This window comes from Marinomonas gallaica (assembly GCF_001639745.1).
Taxonomy (GTDB): Bacteria; Pseudomonadota; Gammaproteobacteria; order Pseudomonadales; family Marinomonadaceae; genus Marinomonas; species Marinomonas gallaica.
This window is the reverse complement of the sequence record NZ_LTAX01000014.1, coordinates 60,241-83,322: the sequence shown is the minus strand read 5'-3', so window position 1 is coordinate 83,322 and position 23,082 is coordinate 60,241. Positions and strand designations below refer to the sequence as shown.

The 23,082-nt window shown below is 46.3% G+C and carries 20 protein-coding genes; 8 read left to right on the top strand and 12 right to left on the bottom strand.

What is annotated here, in order from left to right:
- Positions 1-184: 184 nt before the first annotated feature.
- The gene (locus AYW76_RS13390) at positions 185-622 is read right to left on the bottom strand and encodes a hypothetical protein (protein ID WP_067221094.1); all 438 of its coding nucleotides are present in this window, start codon (positions 620-622) and stop codon (positions 185-187) included.
- Between the two features lie 177 nt (positions 623-799).
- Here AYW76_RS13390 and AYW76_RS13385 point away from each other — a divergent pair, with 177 nt between their 5' ends.
- Positions 800-2,500: a GGDEF domain-containing protein gene (locus tag AYW76_RS13385; RefSeq protein ID WP_231872613.1), complete on the top strand. Its 1,701-nt coding sequence runs from the start codon at positions 800-802 to the stop codon at positions 2,498-2,500.
- A 12-nt stretch (positions 2,501-2,512) separates the two neighbouring features.
- Here the strand turns inward: AYW76_RS13385 and AYW76_RS13380 are convergent, their stop codons facing one another.
- On the bottom strand, positions 2,513-2,896 hold the full coding sequence (locus tag AYW76_RS13380) for a SpoIIAA family protein (RefSeq protein WP_067032821.1): 384 nt from the start codon (positions 2,894-2,896) through the stop codon (positions 2,513-2,515).
- A 257-nt stretch (positions 2,897-3,153) separates the two neighbouring features.
- Complete coding sequence (gene fucP, locus AYW76_RS13375; RefSeq protein ID WP_067221088.1) at positions 3,154-4,440, bottom strand: L-fucose:H+ symporter permease; 1,287 nt, start codon at positions 4,438-4,440, stop codon at positions 3,154-3,156.
- A gap of 285 nt (positions 4,441-4,725) precedes the next feature.
- Between fucP and AYW76_RS13370 the strand changes: the two genes are divergently transcribed.
- On the top strand, positions 4,726-5,043 hold the full coding sequence (locus AYW76_RS13370) for a hypothetical protein (protein WP_067032826.1): 318 nt from the start codon (positions 4,726-4,728) through the stop codon (positions 5,041-5,043).
- Positions 5,044-5,138: 95 nt separating this feature from the next.
- Here the strand turns inward: AYW76_RS13370 and AYW76_RS13365 are convergent, their stop codons facing one another.
- On the bottom strand, positions 5,139-6,098 hold the full coding sequence (locus tag AYW76_RS13365; RefSeq protein WP_067221084.1) for a class 1 fructose-bisphosphatase: 960 nt from the start codon (positions 6,096-6,098) through the stop codon (positions 5,139-5,141).
- Positions 6,099-6,225: 127 nt separating this feature from the next.
- On the opposite strand from AYW76_RS13365, the gene AYW76_RS13360 reads away from it, so the two are divergent.
- Entirely contained in the window at positions 6,226-7,185 is a 960-nt protein-coding gene (locus AYW76_RS13360) for a zinc transporter ZntB (protein ID WP_067221081.1), read from the top strand.
- Between the two features lie 363 nt (positions 7,186-7,548).
- Here the strand turns inward: AYW76_RS13360 and rpiA are convergent, their stop codons facing one another.
- On the bottom strand, positions 7,549-8,220 hold the full coding sequence (gene rpiA / locus AYW76_RS13355) for a ribose-5-phosphate isomerase RpiA (RefSeq protein ID WP_067221079.1): 672 nt from the start codon (positions 8,218-8,220) through the stop codon (positions 7,549-7,551).
- 255 nt (positions 8,221-8,475) lie between these two features.
- On the opposite strand from rpiA, the gene ilvA reads away from it, so the two are divergent.
- Both ilvA and argS read left to right on the top strand, forming a co-directional pair.
- Complete coding sequence (gene ilvA, locus AYW76_RS13350; RefSeq protein WP_067221076.1) at positions 8,476-9,981, top strand: threonine ammonia-lyase, biosynthetic; 1,506 nt, start codon at positions 8,476-8,478, stop codon at positions 9,979-9,981.
- 103 nt (positions 9,982-10,084) lie between these two features.
- Positions 10,085-11,818 carry an arginine--tRNA ligase gene (gene argS / locus AYW76_RS13345; protein WP_067221073.1) on the top strand — a complete coding sequence of 578 codons (1,734 nt, stop codon included), beginning with the start codon at positions 10,085-10,087 and terminating at the stop codon, positions 11,816-11,818.
- A gap of 83 nt (positions 11,819-11,901) precedes the next feature.
- On the opposite strand, the gene AYW76_RS13340 is transcribed toward argS, so the two are convergent.
- Positions 11,902-12,705 (bottom strand): substrate-binding periplasmic protein, encoded by an 804-nt coding sequence (locus AYW76_RS13340; protein ID WP_067221070.1) that lies wholly within the window; start codon positions 12,703-12,705, stop codon positions 11,902-11,904.
- Positions 12,706-12,792: 87 nt separating this feature from the next.
- Here AYW76_RS13340 and AYW76_RS13335 point away from each other — a divergent pair, with 87 nt between their 5' ends.
- The 3 genes from AYW76_RS13335 to AYW76_RS13325 all read left to right on the top strand — a co-directional run bounded on the left by AYW76_RS13335 (position 12,793) and on the right by AYW76_RS13325 (position 16,597).
- Positions 12,793-15,333 carry a putative bifunctional diguanylate cyclase/phosphodiesterase gene (locus AYW76_RS13335; RefSeq protein WP_156489078.1) on the top strand — a complete coding sequence of 847 codons (2,541 nt, stop codon included), beginning with the start codon at positions 12,793-12,795 and terminating at the stop codon, positions 15,331-15,333.
- 72 nt (positions 15,334-15,405) lie between these two features.
- On the top strand, positions 15,406-15,993 hold the full coding sequence (locus AYW76_RS13330; RefSeq protein ID WP_067221063.1) for a hypothetical protein: 588 nt from the start codon (positions 15,406-15,408) through the stop codon (positions 15,991-15,993).
- A 58-nt stretch (positions 15,994-16,051) separates the two neighbouring features.
- Positions 16,052-16,597 (top strand): hypothetical protein, encoded by a 546-nt coding sequence (locus tag AYW76_RS13325; RefSeq protein ID WP_067221061.1) that lies wholly within the window; start codon positions 16,052-16,054, stop codon positions 16,595-16,597.
- A gap of 352 nt (positions 16,598-16,949) precedes the next feature.
- Here the strand turns inward: AYW76_RS13325 and AYW76_RS13315 are convergent, their stop codons facing one another.
- The 6 genes from AYW76_RS13315 to AYW76_RS13290 all read right to left on the bottom strand — a co-directional run bounded on the left by AYW76_RS13315 (position 16,950) and on the right by AYW76_RS13290 (position 22,906).
- Positions 16,950-17,570, bottom strand: a complete 621-nt coding sequence (locus tag AYW76_RS13315; RefSeq protein ID WP_067032844.1) for a ubiquinone biosynthesis accessory factor UbiJ — start codon at positions 17,568-17,570, stop codon at positions 16,950-16,952.
- 14 nt (positions 17,571-17,584) lie between these two features.
- Entirely contained in the window at positions 17,585-17,971 is a 387-nt protein-coding gene (locus tag AYW76_RS13310; RefSeq protein ID WP_067101606.1) for a gamma-butyrobetaine hydroxylase-like domain-containing protein, read from the bottom strand.
- A gap of 34 nt (positions 17,972-18,005) precedes the next feature.
- Entirely contained in the window at positions 18,006-19,328 is a 1,323-nt protein-coding gene (gene hslU / locus AYW76_RS13305) for an ATP-dependent protease ATPase subunit HslU (protein WP_067221055.1), read from the bottom strand.
- A 21-nt stretch (positions 19,329-19,349) separates the two neighbouring features.
- Positions 19,350-19,901: an ATP-dependent protease subunit HslV gene (hslV, locus tag AYW76_RS13300; protein ID WP_067032851.1), complete on the bottom strand. Its 552-nt coding sequence runs from the start codon at positions 19,899-19,901 to the stop codon at positions 19,350-19,352.
- Positions 19,902-20,001: 100 nt separating this feature from the next.
- The gene (locus AYW76_RS13295) at positions 20,002-20,619 is read right to left on the bottom strand and encodes an SPOR domain-containing protein (RefSeq protein WP_067032853.1); all 618 of its coding nucleotides are present in this window, start codon (positions 20,617-20,619) and stop codon (positions 20,002-20,004) included.
- 46 nt (positions 20,620-20,665) lie between these two features.
- On the bottom strand, positions 20,666-22,906 hold the full coding sequence (locus tag AYW76_RS13290) for a primosomal protein N' (protein ID WP_067221050.1): 2,241 nt from the start codon (positions 22,904-22,906) through the stop codon (positions 20,666-20,668).
- Positions 22,907-23,082 lie beyond the last annotated feature (176 nt).

Sequence of the window (23,082 nt, the reverse complement as noted above, 5' to 3'; positions counted from 1 at the left end):
TTAACGATGGAGTGCCACCTGCCAAAGCAGAGAATCAACCTAATTTACTGTCCGGAATTAGTTGACCACTACATATTCAATGTGAATAGACTTAAATTATTAAAGAATAAAAAGCAGTTTGCCCCATTTCCTATTTAACAGCTCTTGATCTCTCCATCCTGTTGTTGATTATCGTATTAACACCTTAGGCATCGAAACTTGATTCATGGAGTAGACTAACTTTAATAAACCACTTCGGTGACATATCCCCAAAATCCATTCGGATATTCGAATCTAAATACGCGGCGGAGTCGATGACCATGGCGTTACCGTCGATTCGTCGAAACACCACCCAATGCCAGAAGTCTTTGCCGTCTTCTTGATGATGTTTGATCGCCAGTAGGGCGGTCTCTGGTAAGGTATCCCATGTCGTAAACGGTGTTTCACTGTCTGAGGTGGCGATGCCTTCATTCTTTAGTAAGGTGCGCACATATTGCGTATCAGACCAAAGTGCGGTGTCGTCGGCGTAGATGCCGAGGCCATTGGCGATGGCTTTCATTTCGGGGTAGGTTTTGCCGACGATGTTGGCGACCGAGGCAATGCCACAGCCAGTGGCTTCTTCTTGGATAACGGGGGAGATCATGGCGCAATCCTTAGTGTGATAATACTTAAAAGAGTACTTAATTTCCGAAGTTACCCCGAGTGTGTGGTTCCTGTCGAGTGAGTTTGTTCTCGGGGTAACAATACTCTTACAGAAAGTTCTAATAAATACGGTACACTTCTTGATCATAAGACATTTGTTTAGGGGGCTTTTTTGTCTGTGCCGCGACCCTTTTGCCGTTATTTACTCACTGTTGTCTTGTCTACTGGGGCATGTTTCGTATTGCTGTCGTTTAGCTCATTGCTTTGGGCGGCGTCTGATTCGACTTTGCAGTTGGGTGATGCAACGATCAAATTAGACGATAACGGTTTATGGCATCCCATTCAGCTAGAAAAGGGCGTGGATCTAGATGAAGATACGTTGTCTTTGCTTCATCAAAGTACACAGCCAAGCGGTACGATCATTGGTCAAACAGGCAGGTATCTGACCAAACTATCGCTGTCTGCAGGGCAAGCCCAATCACGCTTTGTGGTAGTGGGAGCCAACTTTCTGGACAACGGTGTTGCTTATTGGCAGCCCGAGGGACAGCCGCCACGAAAGATTGCAGACTTTGCTACACTCAGCCCTCAACGCTTACCCGATATGCTGCATGCCCAAGCCTTCCTGGTTAATGTACCTGAGCAAAGTCGTGGTGTGTTGTGGATTGTCATTAGCGCTCAGTATTACCCCACGCCGATTACCCTCACGCTTTATAATGCATCAGATTATTACCATGTTCAGAGCGTTGTCCGGCTGGTGACTCAAGGCTCGGTTTTTGTCATGCTGACTTTGGCGCTTTTAGCCTTGGCTATTTATTTCCGTACCAAGCTGATGTTGACGTTTTGGTTTGCTGGGTACGTAGGCTTGCACGGCATTGGTTGGGCGGTTGCTTCGGGGGAAATCAACAGTTTGCTGCCATCGCTGGGCGTTAATTTAACCTACGCTGGCATGCATCTTTTCCCTATTGCGATTGCATGTGCGGCCATGTTTACCGCGGGTTTATTTAATACTCAAGAGCATGCACCGAGGTTATATCGCGTTTTTCGTGGTGTGGCTGTTTGTGGTGCTGTGATGGCGGTCATTATGCTGTGGTTGCCATTCATAACGGTGTTTTATTTGGCGCATATACTGGCGTTAATTTGGGTGCCATTGAGTATCTTCACTGGGATAACCATGCTTGGCCTGCATGACTTCAAAGCGAAATACTACTTAACGGGTAACCTGCTTTACGGCTCTTCATTGGTGTATTACACCGCATCTCATGCCTTAGCTGGGTCTGTTTTACCGTACCCAGAGTTGGTGGTATTAGCGGCGTTGGCGTTGGATTGTTTTTGTATATTGTTGTCTTTGTCCGAATGGCTGCGTGTGAAACAAAAGGAGCTGACGGAGATTTTATATCAAGCGAAAGTCGATATGCTGACGAATGTGGGCAATCGTTTTGCGATGGATGAAAAGCTATCTGAGCTTAATGGAAATTATTGGATTGTGTTCATCGACTTTGATGGTATGAAAACCATTAATGACAGTCTCGGACATAAAGAAGGCGATCGCTTTTTAATCGAAGCGGCCAGTTTGATGCGTGACCAAATAGCGGAAGATGATAGTGTTTTTCGAGTTGGTGGCGATGAATTTGTATGGCTGGTAGAGGCTCAAGATAGAAACATGATTGCGCTAAAATCTCAGCTGCAACAGCTTATTTTGAACATCGAGACAGAGCTTAAAACTCAGTGGCCAACGTCTGGAATTAGCTATGGTTTTTCGAAAGGCAACCCTAAGAAAGATAAAAAGGTAAGTCTGACAGAAGCCGATGAAGCGATGTATCAACATAAGCAATCAAAACATGCTCAAGTGACATCAGTACACGACTCATTGCCGTCCTAACGCGGATATAGGTTAGGACGCCATTACCCAGTTGGTTGCTTCGTCTTTGCGTTGGAAGACTTTTAAATTGGGTGAAATCAACCAGCTTAACGCATTGATCATGAGATTGCGCCAGTGGTTATGGCCAAACACTGCAATACGATCAAACTCACAGCCAATCTTGAGGCTGTGCAATAATTCTCGCCATGCACTGTGTGCACTCACGCCTTGCAGTTCGCTTAGGTCAACTAACAGTGCCATATGCGGTGCTTGAATTGAGTAGACGGCGGTCTCAATCATGTTTGATAACTTATCAAAATCATCGTCACTTGGACGGCCTGACGGCTTTAAGTTCATGACTAACGTGTCTTGGAAGCGCGAGAGATTCAATGAGATGTTTTCGCCTTGATAGTTCATTTTGCTGTCCTTCTTAAGATCTGTTTTGTTATCTACAATGTAAAACAAAAATTGCCATAGGAAAGTTGATTAGCTCAGCATCAATTGTCAGCAAAACAGGGCAAATATAAGACATTGAACAGACCTCGCATGAAATACGAATAAATGCGATTCTCAGGTAGTGAAAGCTACAAGAAGTGTCAACATAAAGGTGCTGAATACAAAAAAGCGCCTACCAAGGGTAGACGCTTTAGGAACGTTAATTTACGAGACTAGGATTAGTCTTGAATGTGGCGAATTGCAAAGACGCCGTAACCTGCAACAATGACAAAACAGATAGCAGGAACTAGATAAGACACTGTGGCGCCATAGGTATCTATCACCGCACCTTGTACCATTGGCATGATTGCACCGCCTAAGATCGCCATCACTAAGCCTGCTGAGCCAAACTTAGTATCCTTGCCTAGACCATTTAACGCGATGCCGTAAATGGTTGGAAACATCAACGACAAGCACGCTGAAATTGCGACGATGGCCCAAATACCTGACACACCTGAGGCCATGGCAGCGTACACACACAGCAGAGCGCCAATCGCGCCCAACAACGCTAAGAGAATGGTTGGGCGGAAGATACCGATTAGCCACGTCATCACAAAGCGTGAAATCAAAAATAAGATCAAGCTGTACTGCAAGTAGTCGGACGCGCTGGCTTCTGTGCCACCAATGGTTTCTTGCACGTATTGGATGGTAAATGTCCACACACAGGTTTGTGCCGCTACATTGAAAAACTGGGCCACCACACCCCAGCGGTACTGCGGCAACTTCATTAGGCGCTTGAGTGTGGCAGGAAAACCATCATGGTTTTCTTGTTCAGTACTGATGCCCGCATTTTCTGCGCGCGGTACTTTAACGAAGGCGATCAACAGCCAAATCACTAACAGCACCATGGCCATGCCGACATACGGTGTCATGACGGCTTGAAGCTCAGCGGCACGTACCGCATTGAGTGCATCTTGTGTCATGGCTGCGCGCTCTTCAGCGGTCGCCGTGTTCAGGTTTGGCAAGATAAGCGCCGCCGCCAGAAACACGCCAATGTTGGTGCCAACCGGGTTAAACGCCTGAGCCAAGTTTAAGCGGCGTGTGGCATTCTCTTGCGGTCCCATGGCCATAACAAAAGGGTTTGCAGAGGTTTCGAGGATGGATAACCCCGCTGCCATAATAAACAGCGCAGCAAGGAAGAAGCCATAGGTCATGGAAATGCTAGCAGGGTAGAACGCCAACGCGCCTAAGCAGGCTAAGCCTAAACCGGTTAGCACCCCGGTTTTATAGGAGAAACGCACATTGATAAACGCGGCCGGTAATGCCAAACAAAAGTACGCGCCGTAGTAAGCAAATTGCACCAGAGCGGATTGTAGGTTGCTCATGGTAAAGATCTTGCTAAACACTTTTACCAGTGGGTCAGTCATATTGGCTGCCACACCCCATGCGACAAAGCAGGTGATCAATAAAATAAATGCCAAACGCATGTTGGCATAAACGAAGGGCTGACGTTCGTTTGTTTGCATTGGTTCTTGCCTATGTTGTGTTGTTATTACTGTTTTAAATTTGGCTTTGATTGCCAAATCCACGCACAAAGGCAGCACCTTATTAGGCTTTTACTGATGAAGGATTAACAGGGAAGGTTGAGTAAGCAATAACTGTGCAATTAAGTCTTGCAAAGTCTGGCGGTGTGAGTGCGACAGCGCGAACAAGGCCGTTAAATAGCTGATGCTGGACAAGCGCTTATTAAAAATAGCAGCAAATAAATTTTGAAAGGGCTATGCTGAAGAAAACAACAACAGGAGTGCAGTATGAAATTCGGATTAGTCGATCGTCAAGGGTATGTTCCGGACATGAAATACGGTGAAACAGGACAAGAGTTATCATGTTTTGTGCCATCAGATTACACCTTCGAGCAAGTGTCTTATGTAAACGGTGAAGGTGAAGTAAAAGTAGATGGCCATGTGTGGCGTTTTTTCTTTGGTCAAGAAGGGGTTGGTGTAGAGCTGATGTCGGGTATTGTAACATTGACTGAAGCGCAGAAGTTTTTACAAGATGTGAAAACTCATATTTGGGGTGATACCCATCAGCAAGTGCAAGTGTTTTTATCTGGCGTAACCGTAGACTAAATAGGGCGTTCCTATCAAGAGTTCTCTACTTCTGATACACGAACATAAAAAAGACCGACTAATTCAGTCGGTCTTTTAGTATCAAAAATACATTGTTAATAACTCAAGCACTTATCCACTTCGTTGGCCGCACCCAATACCACCGCAACGCGCTGGTGAATGCCTTCAGGCTGGATATCCAAAATACGGTCTGTGTGCGTGAAGGCTTTACCGCCAGCTTGTTCGAGTAACATTGCCATTGGGTTTGCTTCGTACATCAAACGCAGTTTACCGGCCTTGTTTGGGTCTTTGTTGTCCCATGGGTAAATAAAGATACCACCACGGCATAAGATGCGGTGTACGTCACCGACCATGGCAGCAACCCATCGCATGTTGAAGTTTTTACCGCGCGAACCATCTTTGCCTGCAACAAGGTCATTCACATAATGTTGCATGGCGTCAGCCCAAAAACGCTGGTTTGACATGTTGATGGCAAACTCTTGTGTTTCGGTCTCAACTTGGACATTTTCACGGGTCAGAATAAACTCACCTTTTTCAACATCCAGTGTGAACATGTGCACACCATTGCCTGTAGAGTAGACCAACATTGTTGATGGGCCATACAGCACATAGCCAGCCGCGACTTGTTCTTTACCAGGCTTTAGAAAATCCGCTTCGGTTGCTGGTTCACTGCCTATTTGTTGATAGATGGAGAAAATCGTACCTACCATTGAGTTAATGTCGATGTTTGATGAACCATCTAATGGATCAAAGGCAATCAGATACTCGCCGGTAGTCGTTGCTGGAACGATGTCGTCTTCTTCTTCAGACGCAATGGCGCGAACGGCAGGAGAAGCCAATAACGCACTTTTTAGCATGTTGTTAGAAATGACATCTAACTTTTTTTGTTCTTCACCTTGTACGTTTTCATTGCCTGCCATGCCCAGAATACCGGCTAAAGAACCTTTCTTTAGAGCGCTCGAAATTTCGATACATGTTTGTGTTGTGACGAACAAAACTTCCTGTAATGATGCGGAAGAGGAATCAGACTCTAAAAATTGAGAAAGACTTTGCATGGCATAGGATCCTTTAATAAATAGTCAATGATTGAAATTATGCCACCCCCTTGAGTTGACGTCAGCTTATAAAGCCAATAATTAACGAGTTCAAAGGTTTGGACTGAGCACTGCGAGAGAAAACGTTATGGAATATTTACTGCATTATTTGAAATTTGATGGTCATGGCGGTGCGGAACGCATGTCAGACTTACCGGCTGATGTTCCCCAAAGTGGAGCGCACTGGGTACACATCGATTGTTCTCAAAACGGTGGACGTGAATGGATGGATAATATGGATTCAATTCCAGAGGCTGTCGTGCAAGCGTTATATGCCGACGAAACACGTCCGCGTACCGTCAAAATGGGAAATGGTGTATTAATGACGCTACGTGGAGTCAACCTTAACCCTGATTCAGATCCGTCTGACATGGTGTCTTTACGTTTATGGGTGACGCCGCATTTCGTAGTTTCTACACGCCGCCGACGTTTACTCTCTGTAATGGAGCAAGTTAGTCAGTTAGAGCAGGGCATTGGCGCGGAAAACATAGCCGATCTTATCGCCACATTAACGCATACCCTCACGATACGTATGGCAGGGGTGATTGACGGTATAGAGGATACGCTGGGTGATCTTGAAGAAGATATGGCCGAGGAAGTATTGCCGGAGCAACGTAGTACTTTAGTTGAGCGTCGTTTGCAAACCGTCCGCTTACGTCGATTTCTGGTGCCGCAAAAGGAAGCCATTGCGCGTTTAGCCGTGGAAGTTCTGCCATGGATGACGAAAGAGCAAGTCGCGAAAATACAGGAGGCTTCCAATGAGATCACACGTTATGTGGAAGGACTTGAATCCTTACGTGAGCGTTGTCTATTAATGCAGGAAGAGTTTGCCAACCACCAAGCGGAGAAGATGAACGCGCGTATGTACGTGCTGTCGATCCTGTCCGGTATCTTTATGCCATTAGGCTTCTTAACGGGCTTATTTGGTATCAACATTGGTGGCATGCCTGGAGTAGAGAATAGTGCCGCATTCTGGCTGTTTGTCGGAGTGCTGGTATTCATGGGCATCGGTCAATTTGTTTTGATGCGTAAGAGTCGCTGGTTCTAGTTTATTAGTTCTGCTGGTTATTTAGCGAGCTAGAGCCCTGCAATTATTTTTCGCTCTACGCGCAGGCGCTAGAAGTCGCTGAAAAATAACGCAGGGCTTTACCTTAATAAGTCTGCGGAACGAGTTTAGGTAGGAAGGCTAGGCCTCAACAATTATTTTCCGTTCCACGCGCAAGCGCTAAAAGTCACTGGAAAATAACGTTGAGCCCCTGCCCAACAAGACCGTAGAGCTAGTTTAGATGGTTAGGTTCTAACACCTATCCAGATAAGTCTGCTAAGACTGAGACCAGTTTCGTTTTGAAGCGACCTCTAGCGCTTGCGCGTAGAGCGAGAAACGAGAAATGGTCTCGGGCTATCTGACAAACTAAGCCTTAAGTGTTTTCACACCAGACTGAGTGCCTAGCAACAAGACGTTTGCTGGGCGTGCAGCGAATAAGCCGTTTGTCACCACACCAACGATCTCATTGATTTGGCTTTCCAATTTCACTGGGTCAACGATCTGCATGTTGTATACGTCTAAGATGCTGTTGCCGTTATCTGTGACCACACCTTCACGGTACACTGGGTCGCCGCCAAGTTTGACCAATTCACGCGCCACGTAGCTGCGCGCCATCGGGATCACTTCCACGGGTAGTGGAAAATCGCCCAATACTTTCACAAGTTTTGATTCGTCTGCGATGCAAACGAATTCTTCTGAGCATGCGGCCACAATTTTTTCGCGTGTTAGTGCTGCACCGCCGCCTTTAATTAGGTGAAGGTGATTGTTTGATTCATCGGCACCATCTACGTAAACACGGATCGAGTTCACAGCGTTTAGGTCATACACAGGAATGCCGTGACCTTTTAGACGTTCTGCAGAAGCTTCAGAGCTTGCAACTGTGCCGTCGAATAGTTGTTTGTGTTTCGCCAATTCGTCTATGAACATGTTAGCGGTTGAACCCGTACCCACACCGACAATGGTGTCTTCTTCAAGTAGCGGTAAAATGTATTCAACTGCGGCGACAGCAACTGCTTTTTTTAAATCGTCTTGCGTCATGCTGGATAAACCTGTGACTGATGTTTGAGTGAGGGTGTTACCCCGATTGGGTGAGCACATTATAGTCAGTTAGCCGAGCTATTGTTACCCCTCTAGGACGAAGTTGCCGTGTTCACCTAAAAAGCAGTCAAATCCCGCCCAAGGCTTTGCTCATAAAGGGCGGAAGGAGTATATTGCGGGTTCGTTTTTTAGCAGAGTTACCCCCTTGAGCGCCACATTGCTGGCGTGCTTTCGGAGAAAAAAGCAGGAATGTATATGCCTCATACGATCATCAAAAAAATTCTACAAGCGCCAGTCTATGACGTCGCAGTAGAAACTCCCGTTTCCCATGCCACGCAACTCTCTAAGCGTTTGGGTAACGACATTATTTTGAAACGAGAAGACCTACAGCCAGTGTTCTCGTTTAAGATTCGTGGCGCATACAACAAAATTATTCAGCTTTCCGCAGCCGATCGTGCCAAAGGGGTCATTGCAGCGTCGGCGGGTAATCATGCTCAAGGCTTAGCATTGGCTGCGAAAAAGTTAGGTATTAAAGCCACGATTGTTATGCCTGAAACCACACCCGATGTAAAAGTGAATGCCGTTCGTGCTCGTGGTGCGGAAGTGGTGTTGTCTGGTGATGCCTTTGATGCCGCCTTTGCGAAGTCTCAAGAAATCATGGCGCAAACAGGCCAAGTTTACGTTCACCCGTTTGATGACATCGATACCATTGCGGGTCAAGGTACCATCGGTATGGAGCTGTTGCGCCAGATCGAAGGAAACATCGATGCGGTGTTTATCCCTGTTGGCGGTGGTGGCTTAATTGCGGGTGTTTCGGCGTACATCAAATACTTGCGTCCTGAAATCAAAATTATCGGTGTGGAACCAACGGATGCGGCGTGTTTAAAGGCGGCTTTGGAAGCAGGCAAGCCGACACGTTTGGCTCAAGTAGGCATTTTTGCTGAAGGGGTGGCGGTCGCTGAGATTGGTAAAAACACGTTTGAAATTGCCAAAGAATGCGTCGATGAAGTCATCACTGTGAACACCGATGAAATGTGTGCAGCGATCAAAGATATCTACGATGATACCCGAGCCATCACTGAGCCTGCAGGCGCGTGTGCACTGGCAGGGTTGAAGAAATACATTGAGCGCGAAGGTGCAACAGGTCAGCGCTTAGTGGCGATTAATTCTGGTGCCAACGTGAACTTCGACCGTCTACGTCATGTGTCAGAACGTGCGGAATTAGGTGAAAAACGCGAAGCGATTATTGCCGTGAAAATTCCAGAAGCACCAGGCAGTTTTAAAGACTTTTGTCAGGCGCTAGTGGGCCGTGCCATTACCGAATTTAACTACCGCTACAGTGATGACAACGAAGCGGTGATTTTTGTAGGGGTTGGATTAGGCGGTAGCCCACACAGCCGAGAAGAGCTGCTACAGGATCTGAAAGAGTATGAAATCATTGATTTGACCGATGATGAAACGGCAAAAGTTCATGTACGTCACATGATCGGCGGTCATTTGCGCAGCGATAAAGGCGAGCTTCTGTACAGTTTTGAGTTCCCTGAACGTCCTGGTGCCTTGTTAAAATTCCTCAATACGTTGGGCGGTCAGTGGAATATTTCTATGTTCCATTATCGTAACCATGGTGATGCTTACGGTCGAGTATTGGTGGGCTTACAGGCGGTAGGTGAAGAAACTGATGTGACGCGCTACTTAGATGAACTGGGCTACCCTTACCAAGACGAGAACGATAACCCAGCGTGTAAGCTGTTCTTTCGCTAAATCGTCGAAAATCGGTTATCATAGCGCCAACTTCTACTAACATGACAACCCTCTGGTGAATTGCTTTGCCAGAGGGTTGTGTGATTCTACAAATGGGTTTTTTGTGAATATTCAAACGCTTCTTAATCAACGTATTCAAGCGGCCATGGTCGCAGCCGGTGCGGCTGAAGATGCGCCAGCATTGGTTCGTCAGTCTGCAAAAGTTCAATTTGGTGATTACCAAGCCAACGGCATCATGGGCGCGGCTAAGAAAATTGGCACGAATCCACGAGAGTTTGCGGCCAAAGTACTTGAGCAATTGGACATGTCTGATGTGGCTGACAAAGTCGAAATTGCAGGCCCTGGCTTCATAAATATTTTTGTGAAAAACGAATGGTTAAGTGGTGCTCTTGCGCAGCTGCGTAACAGTGATCGCTTAGACGTGACCGTTGTTGCGGATCCGCAAACCGTGGTAGTGGATTACTCTGGCCCCAACTTAGCCAAAGAAATGCACGTGGGTCATCTGCGTTCTACGGTCATTGGTGATGCGGTAGTACGTACCCTTGAGTTCTTAGGCCACAATGTTGTCCGTCAGAACCACGTCGGCGACTGGGGCACTCAGTTTGGTATGTTGCTGGCGTACATGGAGCGTCTACGTGCGCAGAGTTCGGAAGTGAGTATGGCGCTTTCTGATCTTGAAACCTTCTATCGTGAAGCGAAAATCTGTTTTGACGAAGATGAAGCATTTGCGGCGCATGCTCGTGAATTAGTTGTTTCACTTCAGTCTGGTGATGAGCAATGTCTGAAGCTTTGGAACGAATTCATTCAAGTGTCATTACAGCACTGTGAAGAGACGTACCAAATGCTAGGTGTTTCTCTAGCACGTAAAGATGTGAAACCTGAAAGTGCTTATAACGACGACTTAGCGAATGTGGTCAATGAGCTGAAAGAGCAGGGCCTATTGCAAGAGTCAAACGGCGCACAGTGTGTTTTCATGGAAGAGTTTGCAAACAAAGAGGGTGAGATTACCCCTATTATTGTGCAGAAAACGGGCGGTGGCTTCTTATACGCTACGACGGATCTGGCAGCAGTGCGTTACCGTCAGACAGCACTAAATGCTGATCGAGTGTTGTACTTCGTCGATGCGCGTCAGTCGTTGCATTTCCAGCAAATCTTTACCTTGTCGCGTAAAGCGAACTTTGTGAAGCCCGAAACCAGCCTAGAGCACATGCCGTTCGGTACGGTTATGGGCAGTGATGGTAAACCATTTAAGACCCGTTCTGGTGGTGTGGCGAAGCTGTCTGCATTGCTGGAAGAAGCGCAAGAGCGCGCCTTCCAATTGGTAGCGTCTAAAAACCCAGACATGTCGGAAGATGAGCAACGCAATATCGGCCGAGTGGTTGGTATTGCGTCGGTAAAATACGCCGATTTGTCGAAAAACCGTACGTCTGATTATGTGTTCAACTGGGACTCTATGTTGAGCTTCGAAGGCAATACAGCGCCTTATTTATTGTACGCTTACTCACGCGTGGCGAGTATTGTACGCCGTTCAGAAATGGACGTATCAGCGTTGAATGCACCGATTACCGTGGTAGAAGACCAAGAGCGTGCTTTGGCAGTGAAACTTTGTCAGTTAGAAGAAGCGGTTCAGCAAGTGATCAGCGATGGTATGCCACACTTCTTGTGTGCCTACTTATACGAGCTGGCGGGTATCTTCATGACCTTCTACGAAGCCTGCCCAATTCTAAACGCAGACGACGCGGTCAAAGAAAGCCGTTTGCAATTGGCGTTGAATACGGCATCGACCTTGAAACAAGGTCTAGAGCTGTTAGGCATCGAAACCCTAGAACGTATGTAAGCTTAATGCTTCTGATCATTAAAAAGCCCGAGCATGGTGTGCATGCTCGGGCTTTTTTGATCGTTCAGTTAGGGGGGTGGGCTTTACTCTGTAATGATGATTGGCGACAAGTTGTTGTTTGCCGCCGCCGTTTCTAAGCGTCCATCCTGCTTAATATCACTGACAAACTGTTCCATGCGTGCAAGCCACTTGGTGTCGCCTTTGGCAACCGCATAAGCGTATTGGAACTGCTTTGTCTTACCGGGTGGCGCGAGCAGCTCAGCCCAGTCGTATACATGGATCATCTTCTGCCCGTAAGGATAATCTGTAATAAAAACGTCTGCTCGGCCAGACAGTACTTCTAATTCTCGTTCGTTTGGTTTACGGACGGTGGTTAGCGTGGCATGTTTGAGTGACTTACGCATGGCGCTTTCCATGTAAGTCCCTCTTTGGACACACACGATGACGCCTTTCTGATCTATATCCTGCCAGCGTTTAATAAACGGATGATTTTGTGTAGTGACTGCATACATATTGCTGGCCAAGTAAGGCTCAGTAAAAGCAATGCGCTGACGGCGTGCTTCGGTATTACCAACACCAAACATGGCGACATCACACTTGCCTGCTTCTAGGTCATCCATAAAACGGCCAAAATGGGTTTTGACGTAATTTACGTTAACGCCTAAATCCGTTGCCAGCGCTTGACTTAAATCGATGTCGATCCCTTCTAGCTGCTGTGTGCGTGGGCTGAGATAGGTAATGGAGAAATAGTCAGGCCAAATACAAACGTTTACTTGCCCTCTTTCTGTGATAGCGTCGAGGGTCGGATTCGTTTCTGCGAAAGCATTTCCAGTGAGTAGTATAAGAATCCCGAAAAAGAAAGCACTTGCTTTGGCTCTAAGCGACATATGTCAAAACCTCTTAATAATATAAACGATAAGCTACGCTTATTATGCAGATCTATAACGTATTTGAACTGATCTAGGTTAATAACATTGCTCAAAATTATATCTACTATCATACAGCGCCAGACAGTGATCGTGGCGAGTGCCGTCATTGTGTTGTTAGTGATGGCGATCAGTTTACAAAATATTCTGGTGCGTGGTTATGAACGTTCTCTTGAGGAGCAGTCTATGACCAGTGCCTCGTTAGCGTATGCGCTCGAGGATTCTGTGATTCGTTCTTTGCAATCTGCTGTTGGTGCATTACAAACGATTTCAGCCAACGTGTTAGAGCGGCCACCTCGTACATTAGAAACACTTAAAAACCGGTTACTGCACGGCCTACCGCAAATGCGCAGTATTGATGTGGTGCCGCTAGCCCTAGCCAAGCAATGTTCGCAACGCGTATCGAATACAGAAGTTTTATTTTTACCTTCGCAAAAGGGTCGCTTCTGGGGGGATGAAGTAATGATTCCAGAGCTTGAATACTGGCCAATCTGTGTGCCTTACAAGCTCCATGGTGAAGTGGTCGGCTATGTCATTGGATCGATTAATTTGAATTACTATCAAAGCCTGTTTCAGTCCGTTTCCAGCAGCCGACGCGAAGTATCACTGTTTTTATTTACGGGTGAAAACGTTATTGGTAATGACCTTGAGCTATTAGATGAAAAGCTGCAATCACTGATTATGGAGCGATCTTGGGGCGAGGTACGAGGCCAAGGGCAAGAGGGCGAATACCTAGACAGTTACCGTGCTACGTCTTTTTATCCCATTGTCATCGCCATAAGGTCTTATAACAAAGATGCCCTCGCCAACTGGTACCATGATGCTCAAGTCGTTAAAACCATCTTTGCGGTGTTGGCGAGTGTTTTAGTGGTGATGCTTGCCATGTACCTCGTGCTACGACATAAACGAGATCAGATACAAGGGAATAACTACCTGCTCAGTATGGCGATTCGAAGTACCGCCAATGCGATTTTTATTACCGACCCCAAAGGGAAAATTGAATGGGTAAATGATGCTTTTATTCGTTTAACAGGCTATAGCTTGAAAGAAGTGAGAGGTAAAACACCACGTGTATTAAATTCTGGTGTGCATGAACGTTTATTTTTTAAAGAGCTCTGGAGTACGATCAGCCGAGGCCATAGTTGGCGCAATGAGCTGATTAATCGCCACAAAGATGGCAGTCTTATTACGGTCGATCAAACCATTACGCCAGTCGTGGGTCACAAAGATGAAATCGAATATTTTATCGCGGTACACGAAGACATTACGGATCGTAAACAAGCAGAGCAACAAGTCTTGTATATGGCGCAACATGACGATTTGACTGGATTGGCTAATCGCCGATACTTTGAGCAATGTTTAGAAGACTGTGTCTCTAAGCGTCAATATGGCTCCGTAGCATTAATGTTTATCGATTTAGATCGGTTCAAAGAAATCAATGATACCTTGGGCCATGATGCGGGGGACGCATTACTAAAGCGTGTTGCTAATAAGTTGCAATCACTGATGCCTGATGAGGCATTGTTGTCACGCTTAGGAGGCGATGAGTTTGCGATTTTCCTACATCCTGCTGGCACTGAAGCCCAAATACACCATCTAGCGCAAAGTATCGTGTCAGCATTGGCGGTTCCTTTTGATTATCGTGATACCACGTTTTCTGTAAGTTGCAGTGTTGGCGTATCGATGAATGAGATTGACTCAATTGATGCCTCGGCTCTATTACGCCAAGCCGACTTAGCGATGTATCGAGCCAAGCACTCGGGTAAAAATACGTACCGCTTCTTTGATGAGTCCATGGATGAAAACATGCAGCGTCGGGTGGCGACTCAGCGTCATTTGGAAGAAGCATTGAGTCAGAGTGATCAGCTATCACTGCATTATCAGCCACAGGTCGCGGCTCTTAGCGAAGCATCAATAGGTGCTGAAGTGCTGGTTCGTTGGCAGCGCGGTGGCGAGTGGATTTCTCCTGCAGACTTTATCCCGATTGCTGAAGACAGTGGTCAAATCATCGAGTTAGGGCGCTGGATCATTGATACCTCCTTGCGTCAACTAGCAGATTGGCGTGACCGAGATATTCCAGTCGGTAAATTATCGATCAATATATCTACCATTCAGTTGTCGAACTCGGATGTCGCATTAGAGTTATTGGAAGGCATGAGGCTTTACAATATTCCAGCGAAAGCGATTGCGATTGAGTTCACCGAAACGACGTTAATGGTGCGCTCAGAACAGTTGATACGTAACTTATCATTATTTCGTAATCACAATATCAGTATATCGATTGATGATTTCGGCACCGGCTATTGCTCACTCAGTTACCTCAAAGAACTGGAAGCCCATTATTTAAAAATTGATCAATCTTTTGTCGGCGGTATAGGTAAAAACGAATCCGATGAATGCATCGTAATTGCGACCATTGCGATGGCTAAAGGTCTTCATATGAAGGTGGTCGCAGAAGGGGTCGAAACAGTCGCTCAAGCTGAGTATTTAGCATGCCAAGGATGTGATTACCTTCAGGGTTATCATTTTGCCCGTCCTATGTCGGCAATCGACTTTGAGCAATGGTTGCTACGCAGTGTGACGCTGTAAGCTTCCATTGCGTTATTGTTATAGAGTGATCGCGAGATACGCTGAAGAAGGACTGTATACAAAGCGTAATGTATGGGCTCTTTTCGTCATGAAATTGAAAAATTATTTCAGGTGGCAAAGTTTGCGCTTTTACCTAGTAAAGTCGCTTGCTATGGTGCGATCTTCATTAAACACAAGGGATTGATCATCATGTATCGTAAGCTTCTTATTGGCCTAGGCGCCACCTTCTCTGCATTAACTTTCGCTGCTCAAGAGCGCCCTGACTTAGGTCGAGTCGTATACAACTATGAAGGTTGTGGTTCGCCTATTTCGGTGTCTGTGATGCGTGTTGGCGAGAAATCTGCAAAAGACTTCTTAGTGCGTATTTCTGGTGTAGACACGGAGCTAAACGACCAAGCTATGCTTTACAAAGCAGAAGACATTGACACCGCATCATTAAAATACCGCATTGTTAACAAAGCCGACGGCGCGACACAAAGCATGCTTTATTTCGATGGTTCAGATCGCCATACAAAACTGTATATTCCTGGCTACGCGGGCCTATATACGCCGGAAGGCAAACTACCCAAAGATATGAACTACGAGCTTTGTTTCTCTCATGGATCTTACGATCAGCATGAATTCTATCGTTTGTACGAAGTGCAAAATAGTAAGAAGTAATATAGCAGTGTTAAAAATCATATGAGCCAGCGTAAAGCTGGCTTACTTGGAGATTTAAATGGAATTTCTTAATAAAATAACTGGCGAGATAGTCGGATCCCCTTTTTATAGGTTGAACTACTTGGTAAATAGGAATGATAAGTTTCGACCAAGAGATTTTTTAGTAATAGAGCATTCAAGAATTAGATATCGTGTTAGCGAGATGGCAAATGAAATTCTTTTTAATATGTCAGCAGGTATGCATCCCAGAGAAAGTCGAGATATACTGATTAGTATGAATATTGTTGGCCCCATTTCCGAAGATAAGGCTAAAAATATGAATGTTAAAAATATGAATTTCTCTATGAAAGTTGCAAATGCTGCCGTGTCGCCTATTCCATTAATAGCAAAAAGATATGGTGGAAATGTTGGCGGAGTTGTTGGCGGAGTTTTTGCTGGAGCTATCAGTTCCTATCTAAGGGATTATATTTATGAAAAAATGCCATATTTTAATAATGAAGATGTATTGATTTTTTCTGAGGCATATGTGAATGGAGGGATTGGCCAGCAATACTCGGCAAGATCTGACTATATTTCTAGAGAGTATTATGATCCAATAAATTAAATGGGATTCGTATGGATAATTTTGAGTTTTATTTATTTTTGATCTTTTCCTTGTTTGTTCAGTACCTAATTTTTAATAAGGTTTTGTTTTCATATATAAGATTTACTTTTTATATTTACCCACTGTTGGCTGCTTATTTTTTCTTTTCTTCCGGTGAAAGTTTTGATGAAATAAAAATAAATTCCTATTTATATTTCTTTTTTTTCTTGGCATTTTTACATAATAGTTGGAGCTATAAAAATAGAAAGAACTGAGGCTTTGATTTTTATCGATGATCGATCTTTTAAGCTATTAATGACTGTTTTCATTTAAAATTAAGGCGTTTAAATGAAAACAGTATATAAATTAGAGTTTAACCGCGCTTGCGCTCGGCTTGTTTGAGTTTGGCGTCTAAGCGTTCGATCTGCATGCCTAAGCGTTCGGTTTCATCGACAAAGTGATCAAACTCGATCTTGCTTGGCAATAGCTCACTGTTGGATTGCAGGTAGTGGACTAAATGTACGCGAGCATTGGTGGCGGCTTGTTTTGACCATGTCCATTGTGTGCGCATAAGACGTGCAAAGGTTGCGGCAGGTAGATCGCCAATCTTGTCTGCTAAGATACCTTCCCAGTCAAACTCAAAGCCTTGCATGACTTTATGCAACGTCATCAGTGCTTGAGCGTTACCGCGAATGCGCAAATCTCCATCGAAGAAACCATCCCCTTCTAGAAGCTTGCGATAAGCGCTACTTGGGCCTTTAACATGGGTATCCAATTTTGCGTCCAGCTCCATGTCTTCCATACTTTGTGGGCAGTCGAGCATGACGCCTTCTTCCAACACATGAATCTGAATGATCAGATTAAAATCTTCTACTTCCAGAAAAATTTGCTGGCCCGCTAGCTTTGCCAAGTGGCGTTGCGATGGCGGGTCCTGTTTCAGGGCGTAGTTGATGGCATGTTCGATAGAGCTAAAGGCGGCAAGGCTAAAAGACATGGTTTCGATCCAGTTTAATGTACTTGATGAATTTGAATACTAGAAGAGTCGCGCGTGCGGCCTTCTTTCTCAAGGCGATCTAAATACATCTGCCAGAGCTCATCGTGGTTTTTGCCTAGATTGTATAGGTAGTCCCACGAATACAGGCCAGAATCATGGCCATCATCAAAGGTAATTTTAATGGCATAGTTGCCTGCAGGCTCAATGTTCATAATCATCACATTGCGTTTGCCATGCTGTAAAATTGGAATTTGCGCACCGTGACCGCGGACTTCCGCGGACGGTGAGTGAACACGTAAATATTCAGCGCTGAGGCGATAGCTTGAGCCATCGGCAAACGCCAGCTCCAGTTCACGGGATTGTTTATGGTAGTGAATTTTTGTTGGAACAGGCGTTGCCATGATTGCTCTCGATCTATCTTAAAAGGTTATCAAATTACAAAATGTACTGGCTAAGATCTTCGTTTTCAGCGATTTCGCCAAGTTGCTGATCTACGTACTCAGCCGTAACATCAACTTGTTGCTCATCCGGCATGTCACTTGCAGAATAGGAAACTTCTTCGAGTAGGCGCTCCAAAACGGTATGCAGACGACGAGCACCAATGTTCTCAGTACGTTCGTTCACTTGGCAAGCGATTTCCGCAATACGTGTGATGCCTTCTTCGGTAAAGTTTAGATGAATGTTCTCCGTCTTCGCCAGTGCTACGTACTGTTTTGTCAGGGACGCACTAGGTTCCGTCAAAATACGCTTGAAGTCGTTTACGGTCAGTGCGTCCAGTTCAACACGAATCGGTAAACGACCTTGTAGCTCGGGAATCAAATCCGATGGCTTGGATAGGTGGAATGCACCGGACGCAATAAATAGGATGTGATCCGTTTTGATCATGCCGTATTTGGTGCTGACCGTGTTACCTTCGATCAGTGGTAACAAGTCACGCTGTACACCTTCACGAGACACTTCACCGCTGGAGCGATCCGAGCTTTTCGCGACCTTGTCGATTTCATCGAGAAACACGATGCCGTGTTGTTCAACAGCTTCGACAGCGCGTGCTTTCAGTTCTTCTTCGTTGACCAGTTTGCCCGCTTCTTCTTCACGGATTTGGCGCAGTGCGTCTTTTACTTTCAGCTTACGTTTTTTGGTTTTGTCGCCGCCCATGTTGGAGAACAGGCTTTGTAGCTGGCTGGTCATTTCTTCCATACCCGGTGGCGTCATGATTTCTACGCCTGTAGGGGAATCCGACACTTCGATATCGATTTCTTTGTCGTCTAGCTGACCTTCGCGCAGTTTTTTACGAAACGCTTGGCGCGTTGAGTTAGACGCTGAATCTTCTTCGAAACCGCGTGCCGGTGGAAGTAGGGCATCAAGGATGCGGTCTTCGGCGGCGTCTTCGGCTTTGTCTTTCATGCGCTCTGTTTCTTGCTTGCGCAACATGGAAATCGCAGATTCCATCAGATCGCGGATAATAGAGTCGACGTCACGGCCCACATAGCCGACTTCGGTGAATTTTGTTGCTTCGATTTTAATGAATGGTGCATTAGCAAGTTTTGCCAAACGGCGTGCGATTTCAGTTTTACCCACACCAGTTGGACCAATCATCAGGATGTTCTTAGGTGTGATTTCTGCGCGCATTTCTTCGGGTAATTGCATGCGACGCCAGCGGTTACGCAAGGCGATTGCGACTGCGCGTTTGGCTTTTTGCTGGCCGATAATGTGTTGGTCTAAGGCATTGACCGTTTCTCTTGGAGTCATGTAGCTCATGGGTCTAATCTCTTAAATTCGTTACTGTGAGTTGTCTTCAAGCTGTGGATCGATGATGACGGTTTCGATCGTTAGGCTATGGTTGGTGAAGACACAGATATCAGCCGCGATGTTCAGGCTTTTTTCAACGATGTCTTGGGCACTTAACTCGGTGTTTTCGAGCAAGGCGCGGGCAGAGGCTTCGGCAAAGTTACCGCCAGAGCCAATGGCAAGGGCACCGTGTTGCGGTTCGACCACATCGCCGTTGCCCGTAATAATTAGCGTACTTTCTTTGTTAGCCACGATCAGCATCGCTTCCAGTTTGCGTAGGGCTTTGTCTGAACGCCAGTCTTTGGCAAGATCCACCGCAGCACGCACAAGGTGACCTTGGTGCTTTTCTAATTGGCTTTCGAATCGTTCGAACAGGGTGAATGCATCAGCTGTGCCTCCGGCAAATCCAGCGATGACTTCGCCACGGTATAGACGGCGCACTTTACGGGCATTGCCCTTCATTACTGTGTTGCCTAAGGAAACTTGGCCATCGCCGCCAACGACGACTTGGTTGTCTTTACGTACGGTTAGAATCGTAGTCATGATTTACTCCACATTCGATTACTAATCAAAATGGGGGTAAGCGTGAGGATTTCAAGCGCCAAACGGGAATCGTTAGGCGCTTTACGGGTTGTTGCGCTTTTTACGGTTCTTTTTTGATCTTGTAGGTATAGGAATTCATGCCCATCTCGGCCAATTTATCTTGTGCACGACTCTCACCAGAGCGAGTGTCGAATGGTCCTACAACGACACGATACCATGTACCACGATCTTCACTGGTGCTGGCTTTGATCGATGCGGTTAGGCCAGATAAAATTAGCTTGGCGCGAAGACGGTCGGCATCGGCGCTGGAGCGGAACGATGCGGCTTGAATCATATAGCTGAAGTTTTCCTCTTCACGTGGTTGATACTCGTAAGCATCGACGTGACTGGTATCCACTTCGCTGTCCTGCAGCAGCTGATAAAACTCAAATTTATCGCTTTGTGGTTTTTCCGCTGCTTTAGGTGCCGCTTTCACGGTTTCTTTTGGTTTAGCTGGCGCAGGTTTGGCTGGCGCAACGGTCTGCACTTTGGTCGTGCTAGGTTGTGTTTCCACCGAGGCTAATTTGACCAGCACAAACACAAACGACGCTAACAGCGCTGGTACGACGAGCCAAAGCCACCACGGCAAGCTGCGTTTTGGGGGCGGTGGCGGTGCTTTACGCGTCGCTCCTTTTCTTGAACGGTTGTTCTGGGTCGCTAAGAGCATGAAATCTAACATATGAGAATCATTGTTTTAGTTGAGTGCGCACATTATGCGCAGTGCATTAGAAAGTTTCCAGCGGATCGACGTCGATCGCGAACCGAATTTTATGATTTTTCGTGTTTTGTTCAAGCCACCGACTTGCCGATGCGATGACACGGTGCAAATTGCCTCGTTGAGGGCTTTTTATACTTAACAATGCGCGGTGTTGGCCAGCCTTTCGGACAATGATGGCGGCATAGGGACCGACGACTTGCATATCATCAGACAGGTGTACGGATAATTCGTTGCGCAAATGCATCAATAACCCCATCGCTTGTTGCTCTTGTTGCGATTCGGCGCGAATAACCACCTGATGATGAAATGGCGGCAGAGCGAGTTGTTGACGCTCCCTTAAGCCATCCATCGCTAAGGCTTCGTAGCCTTGTTCGCACAAGCATTGAATCGCTGCATGGTCCGGGTGGTACGTTTGCAACAGTACGTGGCCGCGTTTGCTGCTGCGACCTGCACGCCCAGCCACTTGGGTGATCAGTTGAGCGGTGCGCTCCATGCCACGAAAGTCAGAAGAAAAAAGGCCCACGTCGGCGTCCATGATCACGACTAAAGTCACATTCGGGAAGTGATGGCCTTTGGCAAGCATTTGCGTGCCCACCAGTATCGCTTGATCGTGCTCGTGGATTTTTTGTGTGATTTGCGTGAGTGCCGACTTACGTTGGGTGCTGTCTCGGTCAATACGCAATACGGGCGTCTGTTTGAAGTACTGGTTTAGTACACCCTCGACTTGCTCAGTGCCTTCACCAACGGTAAACAATTCGTTGCTATGGCATTCTGGGCATTCCTGAGTAAGGGGCTTATGGCTGTCGCAATGGTGGCAGTGCAGTTTATTGGCGCGTTTGTGAACGGTGAGGTTCACATCGCAATGATCACACGCAGCGATCCAGCCGCACTGATGGCACATTAATGTCGGAGCATAGCCGCGACGGTTGAGGAAGACCAATACTTGTTCGCGACGTTCCAAGGTTTGGCGCATACGTTCCAGTGTGTATTCGCTGAAGCCTTGCTTGAGACTTTGGCCGCGTAGGTCGACACGCTCCATTTGTGGTAACTCCGCTTCCCCTGCACGCTGGCGTAATTTGAGCCATAGATAACGTTTTTGTAAGGCGTTGGCGAGACTTTCATAGGAGGGTGTGGCTGAGGCGAGCAACACCGGAATGTTTTGCCCCTGAGCACGTTTTATTGCCATGTCACGAGCGTGGTAACGGAAACCTTCGTGTTGTTTGTAGGAGGCGTCGTGTTCTTCATCAATGATAATCAGCCCTAGGTTCGCGGTTGGAATAAACACCGATGATCGAGTGCCAATGATAATTTTGGCATCACCGTGTTCAATCATCAGCCAAGCGTCTAAGCGCTCGCGATCCGTCATATTCGAATGCATCAAGACGATGTCGGTATTAAAACGGCTTTCAAAACGTCGCAGGGTTTGAGGCGTTAAGCCAATCTCAGGCACCATCACCAAGACTTGCTTGTCTTCTTGAAGTAGGGCCTCAATGACACGTAAAAATACCTCAGTTTTGCCACTGCCCGTAATGCCGTCTAATAATGCGACGCCAAACTCATTGCGCATGGCGAGGATGGTTTTTGTCGCGGCGGCTTGTTCTAAGTTTAGGCTCGGCGGTACTTGTGTCTGATGTGCATGGGTTTCTACTGTACGTTTTAAATTACGCTGTTCACTGCGTACTAAGCCCTTTTTCTCAAGCCCTTTTGCGGCATTGGTAGTGAGTTCTAACACGCTTATTAGGTGCGGGCTTAAGCCATGCTCAGCGTGCTGTTGTATGGCCTCTAAAAATGCTTTTTGCTGTTTTGCGTTTTTTAAACTGTCGATGTCAGTTTGTTGACCCTGCTCTGTCACAAACCACCAGGTTTCAGTGCGAAAATCGGCACTTTCGCCTTTACGTAAGCTGGTGGGTAATGCGTGAAAAAAGACTTCGCCAATAGGATGATGGTAATAGCGTGCGGCCCAAGCACATAGATCAAACAGCTCCTGAGGAATGATGGGACTGTCGTCTAGTAGTGCAGTTAATGGTTTGATCTGAGCATCACTAAAATCACTTTGCGTGCTGGTTTCAATAACAAGGCCAATGCTTTGACGGTCACCGTTCCCAAATGGAACTTTGACCCTCATGCCAGGACGAATATGATGGCGATAGGCCAAGGCTTTAGGGATTTTATAGTCAAAACTGGCACGTAGTGGCACATTTAAAGCCACTTTGACATAGGGGTCTTTGGTGAGAAGTGTGTCTTCCATAAAAGACTAATACCTTGATTTATCAACAAAAAGATTTCAAACGACAGCGTATGTGTTAAGTGTACGTCAGTCTGGCGAGAAAATGTGAACTTTTCACTTGCTTTCAGACGGTGAAATTATCGTAAAAGGGCTTGCCGAAAGCTGTTTTGACGCCTAAAATACGCGGCTCTTGGTAC